Annotated in this window: 16 protein-coding genes; 4 read left to right on the top strand and 12 right to left on the bottom strand. The window is 37.5% G+C overall.

Annotation, left to right across the window (positions count from 1 at the left end):
• Positions 1 to 15: 15 nt before the first annotated feature.
• The 3 genes from AC07YT_RS00975 to AC07YT_RS00965 form a co-directional block, all read right to left on the bottom strand.
• Positions 16 to 2,493, bottom strand: coding sequence for a ligase-associated DNA damage response DEXH box helicase (locus AC07YT_RS00975; RefSeq protein WP_086546322.1), 2,478 nt, complete (start codon positions 2,491 to 2,493; stop codon positions 16 to 18).
• A 288-nt stretch (positions 2,494 to 2,781) separates the two neighbouring features.
• Positions 2,782 to 4,371, bottom strand: a complete 1,590-nt coding sequence (locus tag AC07YT_RS00970) for an ATP-dependent DNA ligase (protein ID WP_086546324.1) — start codon at positions 4,369 to 4,371, stop codon at positions 2,782 to 2,784.
• A 2-nt stretch (positions 4,372 to 4,373) separates the two neighbouring features.
• Positions 4,374 to 5,402 carry a ligase-associated DNA damage response exonuclease gene (locus AC07YT_RS00965; protein WP_086546326.1) on the bottom strand — a complete coding sequence of 343 codons (1,029 nt, stop codon included), beginning with the start codon at positions 5,400 to 5,402 and terminating at the stop codon, positions 4,374 to 4,376.
• 155 nt (positions 5,403 to 5,557) lie between these two features.
• Between AC07YT_RS00965 and AC07YT_RS00960 the strand changes: the two genes are divergently transcribed.
• Positions 5,558 to 6,169 (top strand): SatD family protein, encoded by a 612-nt coding sequence (locus AC07YT_RS00960; RefSeq protein ID WP_086546328.1) that lies wholly within the window; start codon positions 5,558 to 5,560, stop codon positions 6,167 to 6,169.
• On the top strand, positions 6,169 to 6,879 hold the full coding sequence (locus tag AC07YT_RS00955; RefSeq protein WP_086546330.1) for a DUF3307 domain-containing protein: 711 nt from the start codon (positions 6,169 to 6,171) through the stop codon (positions 6,877 to 6,879). Before AC07YT_RS00960 ends, AC07YT_RS00955 begins: the two co-directional genes overlap by 1 nt.
• A gap of 33 nt (positions 6,880 to 6,912) precedes the next feature.
• On the opposite strand, the gene AC07YT_RS00950 is transcribed toward AC07YT_RS00955, so the two are convergent.
• The 6 genes from AC07YT_RS00950 to AC07YT_RS00925 all read right to left on the bottom strand — a co-directional run bounded on the left by AC07YT_RS00950 (position 6,913) and on the right by AC07YT_RS00925 (position 15,233).
• A complete protein-coding gene (locus AC07YT_RS00950) occupies positions 6,913 to 9,051 on the bottom strand; it encodes a S9 family peptidase (protein WP_494945123.1) in 2,139 nt (712 codons plus the stop codon).
• A gap of 128 nt (positions 9,052 to 9,179) precedes the next feature.
• The gene (locus AC07YT_RS00945; protein WP_086546334.1) at positions 9,180 to 9,827 is read right to left on the bottom strand and encodes a DUF4412 domain-containing protein; all 648 of its coding nucleotides are present in this window, start codon (positions 9,825 to 9,827) and stop codon (positions 9,180 to 9,182) included.
• 23 nt (positions 9,828 to 9,850) lie between these two features.
• A complete protein-coding gene (locus tag AC07YT_RS00940) occupies positions 9,851 to 10,627 on the bottom strand; it encodes an enoyl-CoA hydratase/isomerase family protein (RefSeq protein ID WP_086546336.1) in 777 nt (258 codons plus the stop codon).
• A gap of 1 nt (position 10,628) precedes the next feature.
• On the bottom strand, positions 10,629 to 12,716 hold the full coding sequence (locus tag AC07YT_RS00935) for a ComEC/Rec2 family competence protein (RefSeq protein WP_086546338.1): 2,088 nt from the start codon (positions 12,714 to 12,716) through the stop codon (positions 10,629 to 10,631).
• 3 nt (positions 12,717 to 12,719) lie between these two features.
• Positions 12,720 to 14,744 carry a helix-hairpin-helix domain-containing protein gene (locus AC07YT_RS00930; protein ID WP_086546340.1) on the bottom strand — a complete coding sequence of 675 codons (2,025 nt, stop codon included), beginning with the start codon at positions 14,742 to 14,744 and terminating at the stop codon, positions 12,720 to 12,722.
• A gap of 153 nt (positions 14,745 to 14,897) precedes the next feature.
• A complete protein-coding gene (locus AC07YT_RS00925; protein ID WP_029274329.1) occupies positions 14,898 to 15,233 on the bottom strand; it encodes a MerR family transcriptional regulator in 336 nt (111 codons plus the stop codon).
• Between the two features lie 116 nt (positions 15,234 to 15,349).
• Between AC07YT_RS00925 and alaS the strand changes: the two genes are divergently transcribed.
• Positions 15,350 to 17,968, top strand: coding sequence for an alanine--tRNA ligase (gene alaS, locus AC07YT_RS00920; protein ID WP_086546342.1), 2,619 nt, complete (start codon positions 15,350 to 15,352; stop codon positions 17,966 to 17,968).
• Between the two features lie 85 nt (positions 17,969 to 18,053).
• Here alaS and AC07YT_RS00915 read toward each other — a convergent pair whose 3' ends face one another.
• The 3 genes from AC07YT_RS00915 to AC07YT_RS00905 form a co-directional block, all read right to left on the bottom strand.
• On the bottom strand, positions 18,054 to 18,557 hold the full coding sequence (locus tag AC07YT_RS00915; RefSeq protein ID WP_478356585.1) for a hypothetical protein: 504 nt from the start codon (positions 18,555 to 18,557) through the stop codon (positions 18,054 to 18,056).
• A gap of 125 nt (positions 18,558 to 18,682) precedes the next feature.
• On the bottom strand, positions 18,683 to 19,189 hold the full coding sequence (locus AC07YT_RS00910) for a hypothetical protein (RefSeq protein WP_086546344.1): 507 nt from the start codon (positions 19,187 to 19,189) through the stop codon (positions 18,683 to 18,685).
• A gap of 102 nt (positions 19,190 to 19,291) precedes the next feature.
• The gene (locus AC07YT_RS00905) at positions 19,292 to 19,891 is read right to left on the bottom strand and encodes a hypothetical protein (protein ID WP_086546346.1); all 600 of its coding nucleotides are present in this window, start codon (positions 19,889 to 19,891) and stop codon (positions 19,292 to 19,294) included.
• Positions 19,892 to 20,211: 320 nt separating this feature from the next.
• Here AC07YT_RS00905 and AC07YT_RS00900 point away from each other — a divergent pair, with 320 nt between their 5' ends.
• Complete coding sequence (locus AC07YT_RS00900) at positions 20,212 to 21,399, top strand: ATP-binding protein (RefSeq protein WP_086546348.1); 1,188 nt, start codon at positions 20,212 to 20,214, stop codon at positions 21,397 to 21,399.
• Positions 21,400 to 21,443 lie beyond the last annotated feature (44 nt).

Genomic DNA, 21,443 nt, shown 5'->3' with positions numbered 1-21,443 from the left:
CCTGTGACAGGTAATTTATTTAATTTTTTCCGATTCGGCCTTCATCCGGGCAATGCGTTGTTCCAATTCTTCTGAGCTCATATTTTCACGCAGACTATCTACTTTAATTGGGAAGGATAGTGGTGTAAAACTTTTAGGATTAGTAATTATAATCGCTCCATGCTGGATTCGATCCAATGCTGCTGCCAGTCTGGGTTCTTCCAGTTGTTGGTAAAAAACCTCATCGTATGCCTGTCGCAAAAGTAAATTATGTTTATCATAATCGCTAAAAACATTAAAAAACAAACCGGCAGATGACTGGAGATGTTTATTAGCCACATATTTACCAGGGTATCCCTGAAAAACGAGTCCGGAAATACAGGCAATATCTCTAAATTTCCGTCTGGCCATTTCAGTTGAATTGATACTCAGCGTAATGTCTTCAGTTAAATTTACAGGTGAAAAAACCTCATAGGCTATCGATTCATCCATAGGGATTTCCGTTTCACTCAAAAGTTCAAAACCATAATCGTTCATGGCAATAGAAAAGCTGATGGGCAGCAATTTACTTAAACGATAGGCGACCAGCGCGGCCAGAACTTCATGTACCAATCGCCCTTCAAATGGATAGGCAAAGAGGTGAAAACCTTCTTTATTATTAATGAGTTCGATTAGCAATTCATCATTTTCAGGTACATGGGAGCGTTTTTCTTGAAGTAAAAACAAAGGATACACGGCATCTAGTTCTTCATCCTGATGGGTTTTATCCAATGCTTCATTGTATTTTTTCCGCAAAACTGAGCCTAAATTAGACGACAGGGGTAGGCGGCCACCATTCCAGCTGGGAGAGATTGCATTTTTCTGTTTGCTCACCCTCACCACAACGGTCATATCTTTTACCTGGATAAATTCTAAAACCCTTCCTGCCAAACGAAAATTATCACCAGCTTTTAAACGGGTAACAAAATATTCTTCCACCATTCCAATATAACCACCAGAAATAAACTTCACCTTCAGCATGGCATCGCTTACAATGGTACCAATGTGTAAACGGTGCCGCATAGCAAGCTGACGGCTTTTTACTTTCCAAAGTCCGTCTTCATCCTTAACCACCTTTTTAAATTCGGTATAAGCACTTAAACTATCACCTCCAGAGGTGATAAACTGCATCACCCAGGTCCATTCTTCAGGGAGAATCATTTTAAAAGCATGCGTATGCTTAATTTCTTCATAAATGATTTTATCATCAAATCCGTCGCCTATGGCCAGTGTAACCAAGTACTGAACCAGGGTATCAAATACCATAATAAAAGGCTCACGGCTTTCTATATTATTTGTTTTGGCCGCTTCTTTAATCGCAGCTGCTTCTACCAGTTCTAAGGCATGGGTAGGTAAAAAATATATTTTAGAAATTTCGTGAGGGGAGTGGCCTGAGCGTCCCGCCCTTTGCAAAAACCGGGCTACGCCTTTTGGCGATCCTACCTGAACAACAGTATCAACAGGTTTAAAATCTACGCCCAAATCTAACGATGAAGTGGCAATAACTGCTTTAAGCTGTCCGGTATGCAAGGCATCTTCAATCCAGTTACGAAGTTCGAAATCTATTGATCCATGGTGTATGGCAATCCGCCCGGCCAGTTCTGGTTCGATATTCAACAAATGCTGATACCACATTTCCGATTGCCCGCGGGTATTGATAAAAATTAAAGTGGTTTTACTTTTCTCAATAATCGGCAAAAGTTTATAGGCTAGCTTTAAACCCAAATGCCCTGCCCAGGGCAATGTTTCGATATCATCAGGTAAAATTGATTTGATTAGGATTTTCTTTTCTAAATCGGCTTTAACAATAATCCGTTTGGCCTCCAGATTGGGTTCGAGCACATCCAGCGCCTCTTCAATATTCCCAATGGTGGCTGAAATGCCCCAAATCCTTAAAAACTGATTTTTCTCCAGTTTTTGCAAACCTTTAATCCGAGATACAGCCAGCTCAACCAATACGCCACGTTTGCTCCCTAAAAGCTCGTGCCATTCATCAGCAACAATACACTTCAGATTTCTGAATAAAGTTGATGATCCTTTTTGTGCCAGTAACAAGTGCAGGCTTTCCGGGGTAATCAACAAAATTTCGGGCATCGATTTTTTCTGCTGCAATTTCTCCGCCTGTGAAGTATCGCCATTACGCACACCAACATGCCAATCCAGTTCCAATTCCAGTAAGGTTTCGCGCATGGCCCTTGCAATATCCTTGGCTAAAGAACGCAGCGGGGTAATCCAGATTAACTGTAATCGGTCTTTCGCTTTTTTATTGTTGGCTTCCGACGCATTTAAAGCCTCAATAACCACCGCTAAAAATAAAGAAAAGGTCTTTCCGAAACCTGTGGGTGCGTTTACCAATCCACTGTAACCATCCAAATAATACTGCCAGGCATCTTCCTGAAACTGAAAAGGCTTGCGTTTATTGGCCTTTAGCCAGGCTTTGATCTTTTTATAACCCTTGGTTTTGGTTTGGTCCATCCCTAAATATTGTTCTATATTGCTTTTGGTGGTTTAATTTCTTTATTATTTTTTTGAAAATCAATAACTTAATCCTTCGGCTAAAGCAGTCCCGCCATATGCTTTACCTTTTTTGTAATCATGGTCAAATTATAATTTCGCCTAACAAAAAAGGGTATCGCTGCTGTCGGGTTTAAAATCGATAGGCAAACCTATTAAGCTAAAACATTCCTCGACCTGTGTGCCACAGACCGAAATTTTTAAATTTTAATCTGGATGGTCTGTGAGGACACAGACCATGGAATCTCATTACAATGTAGATTGCAGTAACTGCCTCAAATCTTCCAGCGTATTAATTTCATCAGCTTTTTTGTCTTTTCGCCAGCGCAATATACGTGGAAAACGCAAAGCTAAACCTGCTTTATGCCGTTTGCTTTCGGCAATTCCCTCAAATGCAATTTCGAAAACCAATTCGGGTTTTACGGTACGCACCGGGCCAAATTTCTCTATCGCATTTCGGGTTACAAAAGAATTTACCTCTTTAATTTCTTTATCTGTTAAACCCGAATAGGCTTTTGCAATCGTGACTAAATTTTCTCCGTCACGGACGGCAAAAGTATAATCGGTAAAGAAATTAGCCCTTCTGCCGCTTCCTTTTTGTGCATAAATCATTACCGCATCAACCGTATATGGATTGATTTTCCACTTCCACCAGTCACCTCGTTTTCTGCCGCTGTGGTAATGAGAAGTCAATTTTTTAAGCATAATTCCTTCGCTGTTAATCGAGCGCGAAGTTTGTCTTAAAGCCGCCAGTTCTTCCCAGGAGCTGCAATTGATCACAGGAGATATCACCACCGCACTTTCAGCTAAACCGCCAAGCAAGCCCTCCAGTATCTTCCGTCTTACACTTAAAGGTTCTTCCCTGAAATCTTTGGCTTCGTATTCTAAAATATCATAAACAAAAAAACCTATGGGTGCTTCTTCCAGCTGTTTTTTATTAATGGTTTTACGGTTTAAGCGTTGTTGCAGGGTACTAAATGATAATACCTGTTTGTCTTGTACAGCCAATATTTCGCCGTCTAAAACCACACCATCAGGTAAAACATCGAGCATAAAATGCAGTTCAGGAAATTGTTCTGTAACCAGTTCTTCGCCGCGACTCCAGATAAATAACTCTCCGTTTCGCTTTACAATCTGCCCGCGGATACCATCCCATTTCCATTCGGCCTGCCAATCCGATATCTCTCCAAGTTTTTCGGGCTCCTGCTCTAAAGCATAGGCCAGGCAAAAGGGGTAAGGCCAGGAGTTATCGGTATTTACATGAATACCATTAATCAGTTCGTGGAAGGTAATTTCATAAGGATTCCATTTACCCATAATGCTATGCATAATCTGGGCACTATCTAAACTGCTTTGTTTCGCCAGTGCATTCACCAGCATTTTATTGGAAACACCAATCCTGAAATTTCCAGAAATCAGTTTGTTAAAAATAAAACGTTCCTGTGTTTCAAGTTTGTTCCATGCGCTTAAAATAAATTCTTTTTTGGTATCGTCATCTTTACCCTCCAGATCATGCAAATCTTCAACCCATTTATGTAATTGAAAATCAGAAGTGTTTTCGGCTGGGGGCAATAACAATGCAATGGTTTCACTTAAATCGCCAACGTTTGCATAACTCTCGGCAAATAGCCATTCGGGGGTTTCGGTAATGTCTATTGCCCAGTATTTAAGTAAGGCTGATTTAATTGGTCTTTTAGGCTTTTTACCTGTAAATAAAGCAATTACCCATACCTTATCTTTGTCATCGGCATAGTTAAAATAACTAACCAATGCCGCAATTTTATCGTTGGTTTTATTGCTCAGTTCGAGCTGCTGGATCAATTGGGCAAAACGTTTCATCCTTATTTATTTTCGTTTTGATTAGCCAGGTCCACTTTGTTTTCCTCATCATCTTCTTGCCCGAACTTAGTCAAAACTTCAGATGCCTCTATTCCTTCATCATTTAAAAACCGGCTAAAAGCTGCCGTAAAACCATGGGTAACATATACTTTTTCTGCACCTGTTGCAGTAATGGCCTCCATTAAACCGGGCCAATCGGCATGGTCACTTAACGCAAAACCAGCATCGGCACTTTGCCAGCGGCGATGCGCCCGCACCTGCATCCAGCCAGAACAAATACCTGTTACGGGGTGGGCCAAATTTTTAATCCAGCGGCTATCCCTCATGGCTGGTGGCACAATTACAATACCTTTCTGCAATTCATCTTTAGTGGTTTCAGGAGTAATTCTGATGGTTTTAGGAAGCTTTACACCCGCATCAATAATTACTTCATTCAGGTTAGCAATACTGTTATGTACATAGATAGGAATATCGCCAGCCAAGTTTTTAATTAAACGTTGTGCTTTGCCCAAACTATAGGCAATTAATACACTTGTTTTTTGCTGCGTAATATTATCGCTTACCCAACTTTTGATCCCATTAAAAACAACTTCCTGCTTTTGCCATTTGTAAACGGGCAGGCCAAAAGTACTTTCCGAAACAAAAGAATGGCATTTTACAGGTTCAAATGGCGTGGTAATGCCATCGTCTTCAATTTTATAATCACCAGAGATGACACAAATTTCACCTTTATAAGCTAAACGTACCTGGGCAGATCCGATAATATGTCCGGCAGGAAAAAATGAAATATTTACGCCATTACGGACGATGCTTTCTCCATATTCCAATGTTTCTACGTTCAAATCTTCGCTGATCCTTCGCTTTATAATGGGTTTGGTTAGGGTATGGCAGAGATAATATTTATTTCCAAAACGCACATGATCGCTATGTCCATGCGTGGTAACGGCATAATCTACAGGCCACCAGGGGTCTATATAAAAATCGCCCTGCTTACAGTAAATGCCTCTTTTGGTAAATTCGATTAATGCCATAGCTACTAAACAATAAATTTATCGATTAGTTTTAGATCAATATCGGGTAAATACCCGATAATTTAAAATATCGGCTAATTACCCGATAAATAGTAATATCGGCTAATTAGCCGATATTAGTTTTGAAATATGAATAATTAGTTCGATATTGTAGTATGATTTGCATTATAACAGGTGATATTGTAGGCTCAAGGAAGATTAAAGATAGCTGGTTATTAAGCTTAAAAAGCGCTTTAAAAATCGTTTCCGATCAGAATAGTAAATGGGAGATTTACCGGGGGGATAGTTTCCAGGTAGAAGTTGAGCCAGAAAACGCCATTAGGGCTGCTGCTTATTTAAAAGCCTGCATCAGGGTAAATAAACCTGCAGATGTAAGAATGGGCATTGGGATTGGAGATATCAAAAACAAACGGAAAAAACTTTCAGAATCCAGTGGTGATGCTTTTGTAAACTCAGGAGCGGCTTTTGACAGTTTAAAACAGGCCAAGGTTAATTTAGCCATTAAAACTGATTCTGCTGATTTTGATGAGGAAATTAATGTTTTAATAAAGCTTTCGCTAATATCAATGGATAGCTGGGGAGTTGTAGCCGCCGAAATGGTAAAACTGGCCTTAGAGAACAATAACCTGTTACAAAGCGAACTGGCGGCTATTTCTGGTAGAACGCAATCCTCTGTAAGCGAAGCATTGAAACGTGCGCATTATACCGAAATTATGGAAATGGACAGGCTTTACCGTAAAAAATTGAACCAAATGATTTTAAAATAATGGATATCTATTTAATCAAACTTATTCTTGTCCATTTAATTGGAGATTTCTTTTTACAACCCAATGCCTGGGTAAAAGATAAAGAAAGCAAAAAATTAAGATCAATAAAGCTCTATCTGCATGTGGTTATCCATATAGCTTTGATATTTCTTATTTTCCTGAACTTTGGCGTTTGGAAGGTAGCGCTCTCCATAGGATTGCTTCATTTTGTGATTGACGCCTTAAAATTGGTTCTTCAGACCAAAAAAAATGCACGGATACTGTTTTTTGTTGATCAGGTTTTACATTTCACTTCGATAGTAGTGGTATGGCACTTTTTTTACAAAGGAAGTTTAAATATCAGTTTTTTTAATGAAACCAGAACCTGGATTTTAATAGCTGGGGCTTTATTTTTAACAATGCCTACATCGATTGTCATGCGGGTGATTATTGCCAAATGGCTTCCTGATAACCAGCCAGACAGTCCGCAATCGCTACAAAATGCAGGTAAGTATATCGGGATACTGGAAAGGGTACTAATTTTCTTGTTTATCTTAACCAATCATTTCGAAGCTGTTGGCTTTTTACTCGCAGCCAAATCCATATTTCGGTTCGGCGATTTAAAGGAAGCACATGACCTTAAATTAACTGAATATGTACTGATCGGAACTTTGTTAAGCTTTGGAATAGCCATTGTAACAGCCATGCTGATTCAAATGTTTATGGCATAAAAAAAGCAGCCCAAAAGCTGCTTTTAAATTTTTCTATCTTGCTCCTGGAGGGCAGTTTTCTTTTAAAAACTTAGTATAAGTTAATGATAAATGTTTGCCGGTTCCTTCGCCCTCAGAGATACTGTGGGTGCGGTTTGGATAACTCATCAATTGAAAAACCTTTCCATTTTTAATCAACTCATTAATCAGCATTTCGGCATTTTGGTAATGCACGTTATCGTCGCCAGTGCCATGGATATACAATAAATTACCTTTTAAATTTTTAGCATAAGTAATAGGAGAGCCTTTAACATAAGCCTCTTTACTTGGGAAAGGGGTACCCATGTAGCGTTCCTGGTAAACATTATCATAAGTTAGCTGGTTGCCAACCGCGGCAATTGCAATACCCGTTTTATAAATTTCAGGATATTGGAACATGAGGTTTAACGTAGATGAGCCACCACCGCTCCAGCCCCAAACGGCCACGCGGTCTTTATCCATAAAGGCATTGGTAGCCAATAGTTTTTTAGCAGCCATAGCCTGATCGCGGATATTGATCACCCCAATATTCTTATAAATGCTTTTACGCCATGCACTACCTTTTGGAACGGGCGCTCCTCTGTTATCCATTGAAACATAGATATAACCATCTTTAGCCATATCGCCATCATACAAATGATTTACACCCGCACCGGCAACATCTGTAGCCGTTGCACCTGCAGGCTCGCCATAAACGTAAAATACAACAGGATATTTTTTATTTGGATTAAAGTTATCAGGCTTTTTCATCCAGCCATCCATTTCAATTCCGTCTTCAGTAGTTACTTTAAAAAACTCTACTTTATTTTTAGTTATGGTTTGCTTAGCCAATTGCGTTGTAATACTTCCATCCATTGTAAATGGATTTCCTGTAGTAAAGTTCATCCACTCTGTAATCGGCTTAACAAGCGAACTATTATACGAATGGCGTGCAAAAGCAGCATTTGGAGAAATATCGTAATTATGTGTTCCTGGTAAAACAGAAGGTGTAACCTGTTCTAATTTCCCTTTTCCATCTAATTTGGTTTTAAAAAGATATTTCTGAGTAGCATTGCTTGGTGATGCCAGAAAATAAACCATGTTATTTTTTACATCAATCAATTTTACATCAATCACATCATAGCTGCCTTTGGTAACCAATGTTTCTTTTTTTCCATCCAAACTGATTCGATACAGGTGATTCCAGCCATCCTTATCAGATACAATGGTAAACTCTTTATTATCATTTAACCATTTCCACTCATCCTGTGCATCAATCCAGGCCTTAGCTTTTTCAGTATAAATAGCTTTTGCTGATCCTGTTCCTGCATTACAGATAAATACTTTACTTTCGTTTTGCTCGCGGTTAAGCTGCTGTAAAATAATGTCATTACTGTTAGGTACCCACTGCATGCGTGGAATATAGTGCTGAATATTATCTCCTGGAACATCTAGCCAGTTTGTTTTGGCTGTTGCAATATCAACCACACCAACTTTACATGCCGATGGATTTTCACCTACCTTTGGATATTCTACAGGAATGGTATACGGATAAATAGAATCTGTATTATTGATCATTAAGAAATTTTTGATCTTCGTTGCATCCAGCTGCCAGTAAGCAATAGATTTGCCATCCGGACTCCATCTAAAACCATCACGGCAATCGAATTCTTCCTCATAAACCCAATCGAAAGTACCGTTAATCATTCGTTCTGTACCATCAGTGGTTAAGGCCTTAGCCCCGGTTCCATCAATATTTTCTACATATAAATTGTGCTGGCTTACATAAGCAACCTTGCTGCCATCGGGCGATAATTTAGCAAACATTAAAGATGAAGCCGGTCTGTCTTTTCCTATTTGAGTGATCTTATTGGAAGTTAAATCTGCTAACCAATAATCTCCACGCGTTTCGTAACGCCAAACTTTTTTACTGTTTGTATAAATCAATGCTTTGGTGCCATCATCAGATAACTGAAAACTTTTAACTGCAATTGCATTGTTTTTACCTGCAGGTGTTAATAATCCACTCGATATAACGGTTTTACGATCGTTTTTAGGCAATGTAATTGAAACGATTTCTCCACCAACAATCTGATAATAGGAGTTACCGTCTTTTGCCCAGTTGATACTTTGGGCTTTTGCATCAATCAGCGAGCATAATGTTATGCAAGCCATTGATAATCTTAATAATAATCTTTTAATCATATATAGTTTTTGGACATAAAAAAAGCTTTTCAACTTTCGGGCTAATTTAAATAAAAAGCCTGCAGTTAAAAAGCTGTAAATTATCTGGAATTGGTTAATTATTCACCACCACCTTGCATGGCTTTCAATTCTTCCATCGTTACTATGTCGTAACCAGTAGGAATTTCAAGGCTAATGGCACCTACTTTAGCTTCAGAAAGAGATTTTAGAAGCAGATCTGAATTTACGCCATTAATTACTGCCGAATATTTTACAGGAAATGCCCCCAAGCCTTTAAAGAAACCGCCATTGGTAATTGCAGCAATATCAAGATCTTTTGTTGCCCATAATTCATGCGCTCCACCTTTGTCGTCTTTGTAGGTATATTTTTCAGCATTAAATCCAGCTATGGTCTGTTTTTCACCAGTTGCTTTATAATCAGAGTATTTTGGCAATAAAGCTTCTTGTGCTTCTGTTTCTGCTTTGCTCACCTTTACCGCAAATTGTTTTTGGGCAACAGGAACATCAATTAATAATAATCCGGTTTTATCTGCCGTGTTTGAAATAATGTTGATCATGGCAGGACCATTTTCAATTTCTATTTTGGTTAAGTTACCATTAAATTTAGTTTTAACATCGGTTGTTGTACCATTAGCAGTTACTGCAAATACCAAAGTACCTTCAGCAATTTTCTTTTGTGCATGGGCAATTATAGCAGTACTTACCAAGATTAAAGCTACAACACCGGTTTTGATTGATTTGAACATGTTTTTATTTCAGTTTTAGTTATTTACCAATTAATTTTTTCTTTGTTTAAAAATGAAGAGATTCCTTTTTTAAAATCTTCACTTTCCCTTACACGGGCATTGATCTGTACCGCAGTTTCCAGGCATTTTTCCAACAGGGGATTGGTTGTTTGCGTAATTAGTTGTTTAGTGATCATTAACGAATTACCAGAGCTCCCGCTACACAAACTTAATGCAAATTCTCTTACTATTTGATGAATATCGGATGAATTTGTTACAAAATTTATCAAATTATATTTCAATGCTTCCTCAGCAGAAAATATTTTTCCAGTCAGTAAAATTTCCTTGGCGATCGATTCGCTCACCTTTTCCTTTAAAAAACAAGAAACAATAGCAGGAACAAAACCAATTTTTACTTCGGTATAACCAAAATTACTTTCAGGTGTAGCAAAAACAATATCACATATGGTTGCCAAACCACAGCCACCGGCAATGGCATGACCTTCTACCTGAGCGATAACCACTTTTGGCAAATAATAAATGGTTGTAAAGAGTTTTTTTAAATGATTAGAATCAGCCACATTTTCTTCAAATGTATTGTATTGCAATTGCTGCAGATATGCTAAATCGGCACCAGCACTAAAAGCGTCACCATTTGCATTCAATATAACCACTTTTACGAGGTCATCTTCTGATGCTTTTATAAATGCAGCAGTTAATTCAGCGATAAGTTGAGGGTTTAACGCATTTTTTTTTTCGGGCCTATTGATAGTTATTGTTGCTATTCTTTCAGCAACCTGATATAAAACCAGATTTTCCATGTTATTGGGTTAGTTGCACCAAATATGCTTTATTTTTCTTTAAAATATGTACATCGATATCATTATTCTCCATCTCCTTCTTAAGCATCTGAATTTTATAATCTTTGTTGGAGGCATCAATGAGTGCCGTTTTATACTTTATAGCAATGTCCATTTTGGCTAAATTAAATTTAGTATTCCCACTAAACCAGATACTTGAAAAAGTAGCGTTTCCAGTTATTCTTTTATAATCCAGACGTTCATTAATCAAAAGTATTTTATAATCAAAAAAGGCAATTTGATTATTTTTTAATGCGAACTGCCCCAAAAGGGTATCCTTCTTCAAATCTATAAAGCATATTTTACTTACCTGTAATTGCGATAATGCCGGCTCAACAGAAAATGTATAGTTTTTATCTTCACGATTTAAATCTGAAACCAGAACAGCTTCTTTTCCATTGATAAAAGCAGCTGCATAGCTTTTTCTGAGGGAAAAGAAAATGATTTTTCTTTGTTGTAAGACGCTTAGATCATCGTACATCACTAAAAGTTGGTAGCAGACAAATAGAAATAAAGAAGAGAACAACAGTCGTTTATTAAATTTTGCCAATGCATAAATAAACCACCCGAGCGACAAGCTCAATAACACCAATTCAGGCAAATTAATCCATATTGAGGAAAAGCTGGCATATGGCAAATTCGCAATCCATTTTAGTACAGCATTTGTAAAATTTATTAGCCATTCGAAAAGAGGTGCCAGAAACCCGAATGATGGGATTAACACCAAAATCCCTAAATACATCATGAGTACCAATGGGATAGTGATGAAAAGGTTCGCAAAAGGAAAGTAAATCGGGAATTGATGAAAATAATAAATACTCAATGGGAAAGTGACTACTTGCGCTGCTAAAGACATGGCTGTGAAAGCCCATAACTTATCTAACCAAACATATTCAGTATAAAGCAGGTTGTAAATTTTGGGCTGAAGATAAATTAATCCAAATACGGCCAGATAGGAAAGTTGAAACCCCACATCCCAGATTAAAAATGGGTTGTAAACGAGTTGGCAAAATGCTGAAAAGGCCAAAACATTATAACTATTCGTGGTCTTTGATAAAACTTTAGCCGTTATTAAAATACTGATCATTATGGCCGAGCGAACAACTGAAGGAGATAATCCGGTTAACAAAGCATATCCCCAAATCAACGTGCAGATTAGCAGAAGTTTTACAATCCTTAATGTCCGGTTCCTGTTCAAAAAGAAGAACAAAAAATCTAAAACAACATAAATAATGGCTACATGTGCGCCTGATACCGATAAGGCATGAATAGTTCCGGTTTTGGAATACGCCGATAGAGTTTCTTTATTTAAATCAGCGCGGTAACCTAAAATAAGGGTGGAGGCCACAGCAAACGCTTCATCATTTTTAATCAGGTTTCGGTATTTTGCTACTTGCTTTTCTCTTAGGTCTAAAGCCATCTTTATAATGGGATTACCAAGATTATTTTTGTTACTAACGATATGATCCTGATCAATAAATGCCTGATGATAAATATTCTGACTGCCCAGCCAGGCTTTGAAATCAAATTCTGCAGGATTGTATGGAGGCTCTACTTCAGTATACTTAACCGAGATCATCATTTCATCGCCATACTTGAGCTTGATGGGTTTTAAACTATCCAATTTTACAGCAAGAAGCAGCTGACCCGATAATTTGATCTGCTTACCTTTCCGATAGCCGGATATTATCTTTGCTTTTAAACGCAAAATGCCACTGCTGTGCTGAGGTTCATTATTCACCCAAACCTTTAAATAATTGCACCCGGTTTTTGCAAAGTAATTTTGGTTTAAACTTTCGTTATTGAGCAGGCAAAGCAAACCACCAAAACTGAAAAAAAGTATATAAATTAAAATACCAATAGTGCCTTTGTAACGATATATATTGAATCTTTTATAAGTGATGTTTAGAAATAAAATGCTCAGTAAAATAACAAGTAGGGTTAAGGTTAACCATTCGATATATGCTAATGCAGGAAAGAAATAAAAAACACAGATACCAAAGAGAAAAGGAAACAGGATCCTGACAAAAACATATTCGGCCTTAAACATGGTTTAAAATTGATAACGTACCTGAATTTTAACTTCCGATTTTTTATTGCCATCAATTTCGTCCAGGTAAGTGCCTACTGTTTCTACATTCTTGTAAACAAACAACCCATACCGAACCCAAACATTAAGTTTTTTAACTACATTATATTTCAGGTTGAAATAAGTCCTAAAACCTGTTCCACTATACATTCCAAAGGCAAAACTGTATAAAACATCATCTTCATAGGCGTAAATCCTACTGTTATAACTTGGTGTATTGAAATAGGCAAATCTTACATTCCCAGTTAACTTAGCGAACATTGGTGAATAATCTACATCCTGATAAATGAGATAACCAAATTCACGGCTTGCACTACCTTTTTTATATTGAGAAACTTCTAACCGGTTTTGAAAGCGCCAATTCTTATTCAACTGCCAGCTTGCCTCTGCCCGGTAACCCTCTCTTTTTACATACTCTAAAAAGTTTACCGGTACGTCCAAATCGGTGTTTTGTTGTTTGCGTTCTGTTTTAAATCGAACTAAAACTTTAAAGATTTTACTTGGCGTATAAACGGCCTGCCCCAACACCTCATAACCTTTTGAAGGTTCATCAATACGGTACTTTAACCACGGAAACCTAAAATAATCGCCATAGAAAGAAAAGGCCCAATGTTTATTTGGGTTAACATTTAAACCAGCATACAATCCTTTTTCATTGACTGCTTCACTCGCTTCGGATACAGCCTGATTAAAAAAACTGTGATAATCTTTGGCATAATCGCGATAGGTCAAAGCTGCAGAAACTGTTGGCGACAAACTAATCAGTACGCCATTAATATAGGCCAAGCCAGCACCTAAACCTTTAGCGGCCTCGCCATAGAGGTACATATTTTTATAGGTATAATTGTAAAATAAGCCGAGATTGGTTAGTGCTGTTCCGGTGAAACTATATTGATCGTAGGCTGCAGCTTGCGTAATAAAGCGAGTTTTATAATTAGTATGATAAGCAATTGCACCAAGGGCAAATTCATTTTTGGTATATTGGATGGTAGTGCCAAAAATGCGCTGTGCTAAAACCCCTTTATTCTTAATCTCAGTAGGGGTTCTATGCAATCCGGTTTGATTAATCGTGGCCTGGACTAAATTTCCTTCTGAATCTAACTTTTGGCTGGCATCAAGATTACGGAACGAAACAAAAGGAGTGAGGTCTATATTTTTAAACAGGTTAATGGTTGCAGCGCTTCCTCTAAAAAAAGAATACTCGTTAGTCGAATTATAAGGCCTTAAACCTAAATCTTTTTTAGCTACGCTGGTTACATCGGGACCTTTGCCAAAAGAAAAACCAGACCATAATGTTAAGCCCTGGCCAAACTGCAGTGTATAATCGCCAATTACCAACTTTTTTAACTTACCCAATTTGAATAATGCGATATTGCCCGAATAAAAATCGAAAGGTTTACCGATAAATTTTTCGCCGGCATCTTTATCTAAAGTTATGGCTGCTGATAGAATTGAACTATATTGATATCGGTAACGCATCTGAAATCTTTCCGGCGAACCTAGATACCGGTTTCCGGGTAAATCGGTATATCCCCTTTGCTTTTGTAAAGTTTGCGCAAAGCGCATCATCAAATCATTTCCACCATCATGCATAAGGTTTTTAAAACTGAGCTGCTGATATTCAGCAATATTAGTTAAGGTTACAAATGGAAGCAAGGTTTGGATCGTTTTAATATCAAAACCCTTAATGCTTTGTAATTCCAGCACATCCGCTAGCTGACCATTTTCCTTTATGTGTGAAAAGAAATTACTTATCTGCAGGGGAGACAGGAAAACCAAAGTTTTTAATTCTTCAACTGAAGTGCGATTCAGATTAATCGGGTGCTTACGATATTTTTCCAAAACATCAACCAGCTCGGTCATATCGTAATCATCGGGAAGGTTTTCGGCTACACTCTCTAAAATATCGCGGATATCTGCCTCTTGTATATTTTGGGCAAGTAAAGAATAGGGGAAAAGGACAAGCAACAATGCATACCATATTTTCATAAGCAGGGAGTTAACCGGTTAATAAAAAATAGGGTGATTGTTGTTTTGGTGATACTAATATAAAATAAATAATTAAAAACCTACAAAAAATGTACTTTTTTAATTACACACTAGTAATGCTGTAAAAGCGATAGGAGTAAGGAAATAAAATGCTTAGAGTTCTTCTGCCAGATTTACCAAAAAACCTTTCAGTTTTTCTAACGAATCTATAATCTTCTGATTCTCTCTAACACCTGTTTTATTATTCTTTAAATAGTCTTTGGCACCTTTTAAGGTAAATCCTTTTTCATCGACAAGGTTGAAGATAATCTTTAAGTTTTCGATGTCTTCCGGCGTGAAAAGACGGTTGCCTTTTTTATTTTTCTTGGGCTGCAGGATATCGAATTCTTTCTCGTAAAAACGGATCTGTGAGGCGTTAACATTAAACATTTCAGTCACTTCGCCCATGGTATAATACATTTTATTAATGTCTCTTTCTTTATACGGCATATTTTGTGCTTGATTATGAGTGTCTTATATCGATTAATTAAAGTATTCAAATGTAGCTCGATTTTTCCTTATTAACGCAATAAAATTTTAATTTTGTTCCCTCCAATAATATTGAAATGACAGCAAAAGAGATTAGACAGGCATTCCTTAGTTTTTTTGAATCGAAACAACATCATGTTGTTCCTTCCGCACCGATTGTGGTTAAAAACGACCCTACTTTAATGTTTACCAATGCGGGTATGAACCAATTTAAAGATCTGTTTTTAGGGGAGGCGGCCATTAAATATACTCGTGTTGCTGATACCCAGCGTTGTTTACGTGTTTCGGGCAAACATAACGACCTGGAAGAAGTAGGTATTGATACTTACCACCATACCATGTTCGAAATGTTGGGCAACTGGAGTTTTGGTGATTATTTCAAAAAAGAAGCCATCGCCTGGAGCTGGGAATTATTAACTGAAGTTTACAAAATCCCGAAAGAAAAATTATATGTTACCTATTTCGAAGGCGATGAAAAAGAAGGCTTAGAAAAAGATCAGGAAGCTTACGACCTTTGGAAACAATATGTGGATGAAAGCCATATTTTACCTGGAAATAAAAAAGATAATTTCTGGGAAATGGGCGATACCGGACCATGCGGACCATGCTCTGAAATCCATGTAGATTGTCGTACCGACGAAGAAAAAGCAGCTGTAGATGGCGCTACCCTGGTAAATGCCGATCATCCTCAGGTAATCGAAATCTGGAATAATGTATTTATGCAGTTTAACCGTTTAAAAAATGGTTCATTGCAAAGTTTACCTGCTAAACACGTTGATACCGGAATGGGTTTCGAACGTTTGGTGCGTGTTTTACAGGAAAGAACCTCTAATTACGACACCGATGTTTTCCAACCGATGATTCAGTTTATTGCAGAAAAATCTGGTATTAAATATGGTGCTGACGAGAAAACGGATATCGCTATGCGTGTCATGGCCGATCATATCCGTGCCATTTCATTTGTGATTGCCGATGGACAATTGCCATCTAATAATAAAGCAGGTTATGTGATCCGCAGGATTTTACGTCGTGCCGTACGTTATGCTTATACCTTTCTAAACTTTAAAGAGCCATTTTTAAATCAATTGGTTCCTTTACTGGCTGAGCAATTTAAAGGTGTATTTGATGAACTGATTTCGCAACAGGATTTTGTACAAAAAGTAGTGCTGGAGGAAGAAGTTTCCTTTCTGAGAACTTTATCTACAGGCATCCAACGTTTCGAAAAATACCAGGCTACTAATAATGTGGTAGAAGGTGCTTTTGCTTTCGAATTATCAGATACATTTGGTTTTCCGATCGATTTAACGGAATTAATGGCCAGAGAAAAAGGCTGGAACGTTGATCTGGCTGGCTACGAGCAGGCCTTGAAAAAACAAAAAGACGATAGCCGTGCCGCCACAGCAATTGATACAAGCGATTGGATTGTCGTAAACACAGAAGAACAGAGTGAATTTGTGGGTTACGATGATTTAGAAATCGAAACCGAGATTTTAAAATACCGTAAAGTAAAAGCAAAAGGCAAAGAACAATACCAAATTGTGCTGCGCCAAACACCTTTTTATGCCGAAAGTGGTGGTCAGGTGGGAGATACCGGCCGTTTAGAAGACCATAGCCGCCAGTTTTGGGTAGACATTACCGATACTAAAAAGGAAAATGGCTTAACCGTTCATTTTACCGATATTTTACCGGATAATTTAGAAGGTAAATTTTGGGCTGTTGTAGATGAAGATAAACGGGTTTTAACAGAAGATAACCACTCTGCGACTCACTTATTGCATGCAGCCCTTAAACAGGTTTTAGGCAAACATGTTAACCAGAAAGGTTCGTTGGTTAATGCAGATTATCTGCGTTTCGATTTTTCTCACTTTGCTAAAGTAACTGATGAAGAGCTGGCACAGATTGAGGTAATCGTGAACCAGAAAATCCGCCAGAATATTAAGTTAAAGGAACAACGTAACGTTCCTTATCAGGATGCCATTGAAAGTGGCGTAACGGCCCTATTTGGCGAAAAATACGGCGATTTTGTCCGTATGATTACGTTTGATGATCATTTCTCTAAAGAACTTTGCGGTGGTACACACGTAAAAGCAACCGGACAAATCGGTTCATTCAAAATTGTTTCCGAAAGTGCAGTTGCCGCTGGTGTTCGCCGTATTGAAGCCATCACTGCAGATAAAGCGGAGCAATATTTCTTAGACCAAAGAAAAGAACTTGGTGTGTTAAAAGCATTACTAAACGGAAGCAAAGATTTATCGGCATCTGTTCAGGCTTTATTGGATGAAAATGCGAAACTGAAAAAGGAAATTGAGAAATCGACAATAGAGCGTGTAAACACCTTAAAACATGAAATCGTTCACCATGTAAGAGGAATAAACGGCATTAACCTGATTGCTAAACACATCGATCTGCAAAGTGCCGATGCGGTTAAAAACCTGGCTTTCTCCTTAAAAGATATGGTTGATAACCTGTTTCTGGTTTTTACGACAGAAATTGATGGTAAACCCGGAATAACCGTTATGCTATCTGATCACCTGGTGAAAAAAGGATTAAATGCTTCGAATATTGTTCGCGAATTGGGTAAAGAGATTCAAGGCGGTGGCGGTGGACAACCTTTTTATGCTACAGCAGGGGGTAAAAACGCATCAGGATTAAAAGTTGTGCTGGAAAAAGCAGAAAGTTTTATTCCTCATCATTAATATAAATAATGTAATAGTCCCTGAAATAAATTCAGGGTGACGCTATGTAAAATAAAAAAGAGGCCCTAAAGCCTCTTTTTATATTTTAATGTCTTCCATGTTTTTCTCGGTGTCCTCTGGAGAATAAACTTGAATTTACACTTCTATCGTGGTGCCTGTTATCTACCCGGTATGATCTGTAATTATTTCTTGGCGAGCTGTATCTCACTCTGTTTCCGCCACCATATGAGGAGCGGTAGTAATTATTATGATGTGAATAACTTACCCTGTGACTATTATAATTTCGATATGGACTATTTCCATAAACCACTACTTTTCTGCCGTGATGCAGATCGTAACCTCTATATCTGGCTGGTAAATATCTCGATCTTGTCCATCGGTTTCCGCTTAAATAAACAAACTGTCTTTGAGGGACATAATAATAAGATTGAACTTCCGGGAGATAGTAATAATTAACGTTTTCATAACCTGCAGGAACCCAGGCAGGCTGAGCACCAATATTCACATTAATACTTACCTGAGCGCTAGATTGATTAGATGTTAAAGCCACGATACCTAAAATCGCGGAGATGATAAATAACTTTTTCATAATAATCCATTTATTTGTGTGTACTTCAGTAATTCAAACGCTGTGCCAAAAGTTCTATTGTAACAGATATATAAAAAAAGGAGTCTCTTTCGAAACTCCTTTAAATAAACCAGTAAGGTTATGGATTAATGTTTTCCTTTACCATTTCCATGGCCCTTTCCGTTATTTCCATTATTTCCTTTTCCATAAATCTTTTTAGCCTGTCCCGGAGGCATACCATGAGGATGTCCTTTTACAACATAATATTTACTATCACGGCTATCTCTTATTACCAACTGGCCTTTATTGCCTTTGTATTTGGCATACTTTACCTTATCATTTTTGAAATTCAAATAAGGCTTAGGTGAATTAATTACCACTTTATAACCATTATATAAATTGTAATTGCCGTATCTGGCAGGTAAAGTATTGGCAAAAACCCAATCGTTTCCATTTAAGTACACAAACTGTTTTTGCGGAACATAATAGTAACTTTCTACGTCAGGGAGATAGTAATAATCTACATGATCGTAACCTGTGGGTCCCCAGAGCGGTTGAGATCCGATATTAACATTTACATTTAACTGGGCTTTTGCCAGGATGCTGAGAAATGAAATCATCATAACTGCAGCCATTAAAAATAATCTTTTCATAATCAATTCATTTAGTGTTTATTATTTATAGCCAAACCACGTGCCAGAAGTAAGTAAATTAAGAAAGGAGCCCCTTTCGAAGCTCCTTTATACAACTAAATATTAATGACGCCCGTTACCGTGGACTTGATTATTATCTCTTTCAGGACGGTTATCTCTACCATTATTATCCTGAGGGCGACCATTATTTTGATCGGGTCTGGTCACATTTCTTTGTACTACACGGATAGGGCGGTTATTATTACGAACTACAGTTACATTTTTGGTAGGTCTTTGATTGTATTTTGGATGGCCTTTTACTACGTAGTATTTAGTGTCACGGCTATCTCTAATAATGGTTTGATGACCTCCATAGTTTTTATATTTACTATATCTGCTTACATAAATGTTATTTCGCAGATATGGTTTTGGTTCATTGATGACCACTTTATAAGCCCGGTACAGATCAAAGTTTCTGTATTGAGCAGGCAAACTGTTCGCCCAAACCCAACGTCCACCGTTTGAATAAATGTATTGACCAGAGGGAACATAATAATAAGCATCAATGTCAGGGAAATAATAATAATCTACATGATCATATCCCGTTGGCCCCCAAACTGGCTGCGATCCAATATTGATATTTAAGCTAACCTGTGCTTTTGCATTGTTTATGCTGAATAATGAAACCATCAGAACTGCAGCAAATAAAACTAACTTTTTCATAATGTTTTTTAATTAAAGGTTTCTTGTGTGTGTTTGCTGAGATAGACGATAGCAGCCCATACAAGTTTAATTAAAGCCATTCCATTTAACATTCTTTAACGATTGGATATAACATTGAGATATTTTACTCAACTTACTGAGTAAATTGCTAAAAACGACATAAACAACTGAATAACAATAACTTATTGGATAATTTTTTATATAAATAATATTCAAAAACAGCTGTTTGGGTTATATAATCAATGATGATTTTAATAATGGCTTTGAATTACTTAATACAATGAGTAATTTTACTCAATACATTGAGTAAATTGTTTAATATGTTCCAAAGATCTTATTTACAGCAACTTGTAAAAGTGATGAATGAACCAAAAAGGTTTATTCAGGTGCTTGTGGGCCCGAGGCAAATTGGTAAAACAACTTTGATCAGCCAATTGGTCAAGGAAATTGATACGCCTTGCATATTCGAATCTGCAGATGCTGTTGCCGCTTCTGACAGAACCTGGATAGAGCTGATATGGAACCATACCAGAGAACTCTTAAAAGAGCCTGGAGTTGATGAATATCTGCTGATCATTGATGAAATCCAGAAAATTGACAACTGGAGTGAAATTGTGAAGCGTTTATGGGATGAAGATATGCGAAATGGCATAAATTTAAAGGTAATTTTATTGGGCTCATCGAGATTATTAATTCAGCAGGGCTTAACAGAATCATTAGCAGGAAGATTCGAATTAACCTATTTAGGGCATTGGAGTTTTGCCGAAATGGAAAGTGCTTTTGGTTTTACTGCCGAACAATATGTTTGGTTTGGCGGCTATCCAGGCGCTGCAGGTCTGATCAACGACGAAGACCGGTGGAAAAACTATGTGTCAAATGCTTTGATAGAAACCAGTATTTCGAAAGATATTTTAATGCTCACCCGTGTAGATAAACCTGCCTTAATGAAACGTCTGTTTGAATTGGGCTGTTTATATTCCAGTCAGATCTTATCTTTCACCAAAATATTAGACCAGCTTTCTGATGCCGGCAATACCACAACATTATCACATTATTTAAATCTGTTAGATACAGCGGGTTTACTTGGTGGGATTGAGAAATTTGCAGCTGATGTAATCCGTAAACGTTCATCCAGTCCAAAGTTTCAGGTCCATAACAATGCACTGGTAAGTGCTCAAAGAAACGAGTTTTTTGAAGAGATAAAAAAACAACCGGCAGAATGGGGAAGAATGGTCGAATCTTCAATAGGAGCACACCTCTTAAATTCTTCTTTTGTAGAAGGTTACAAAGTTTTTTATTGGAGACATAGAAATGATGAAGTAGATTTTATTTTAGAAAAACGTGGTAAAATAATCGGCTTAGAAGTTAAAAGTACAGGGTTGGTTACAGGCACTTCCGGAATGGATGCTTTTAGCAAAATGCATAAACCCGATAAAATACTTTTAGTGGGCGCCGGAGGATTACCCTGGCAGGAGTTTTTAAAAATTTCTCCGTCAAGCCTTTTTTAACGAAAGCATAAATAATAACTATATTTGACCTAATAATATTTAAC

This window comes from Pedobacter sp. GW460-11-11-14-TSB4, from assembly GCF_059423705.1.
This window is presented reverse-complemented; position numbering and strand designations above follow the sequence as displayed.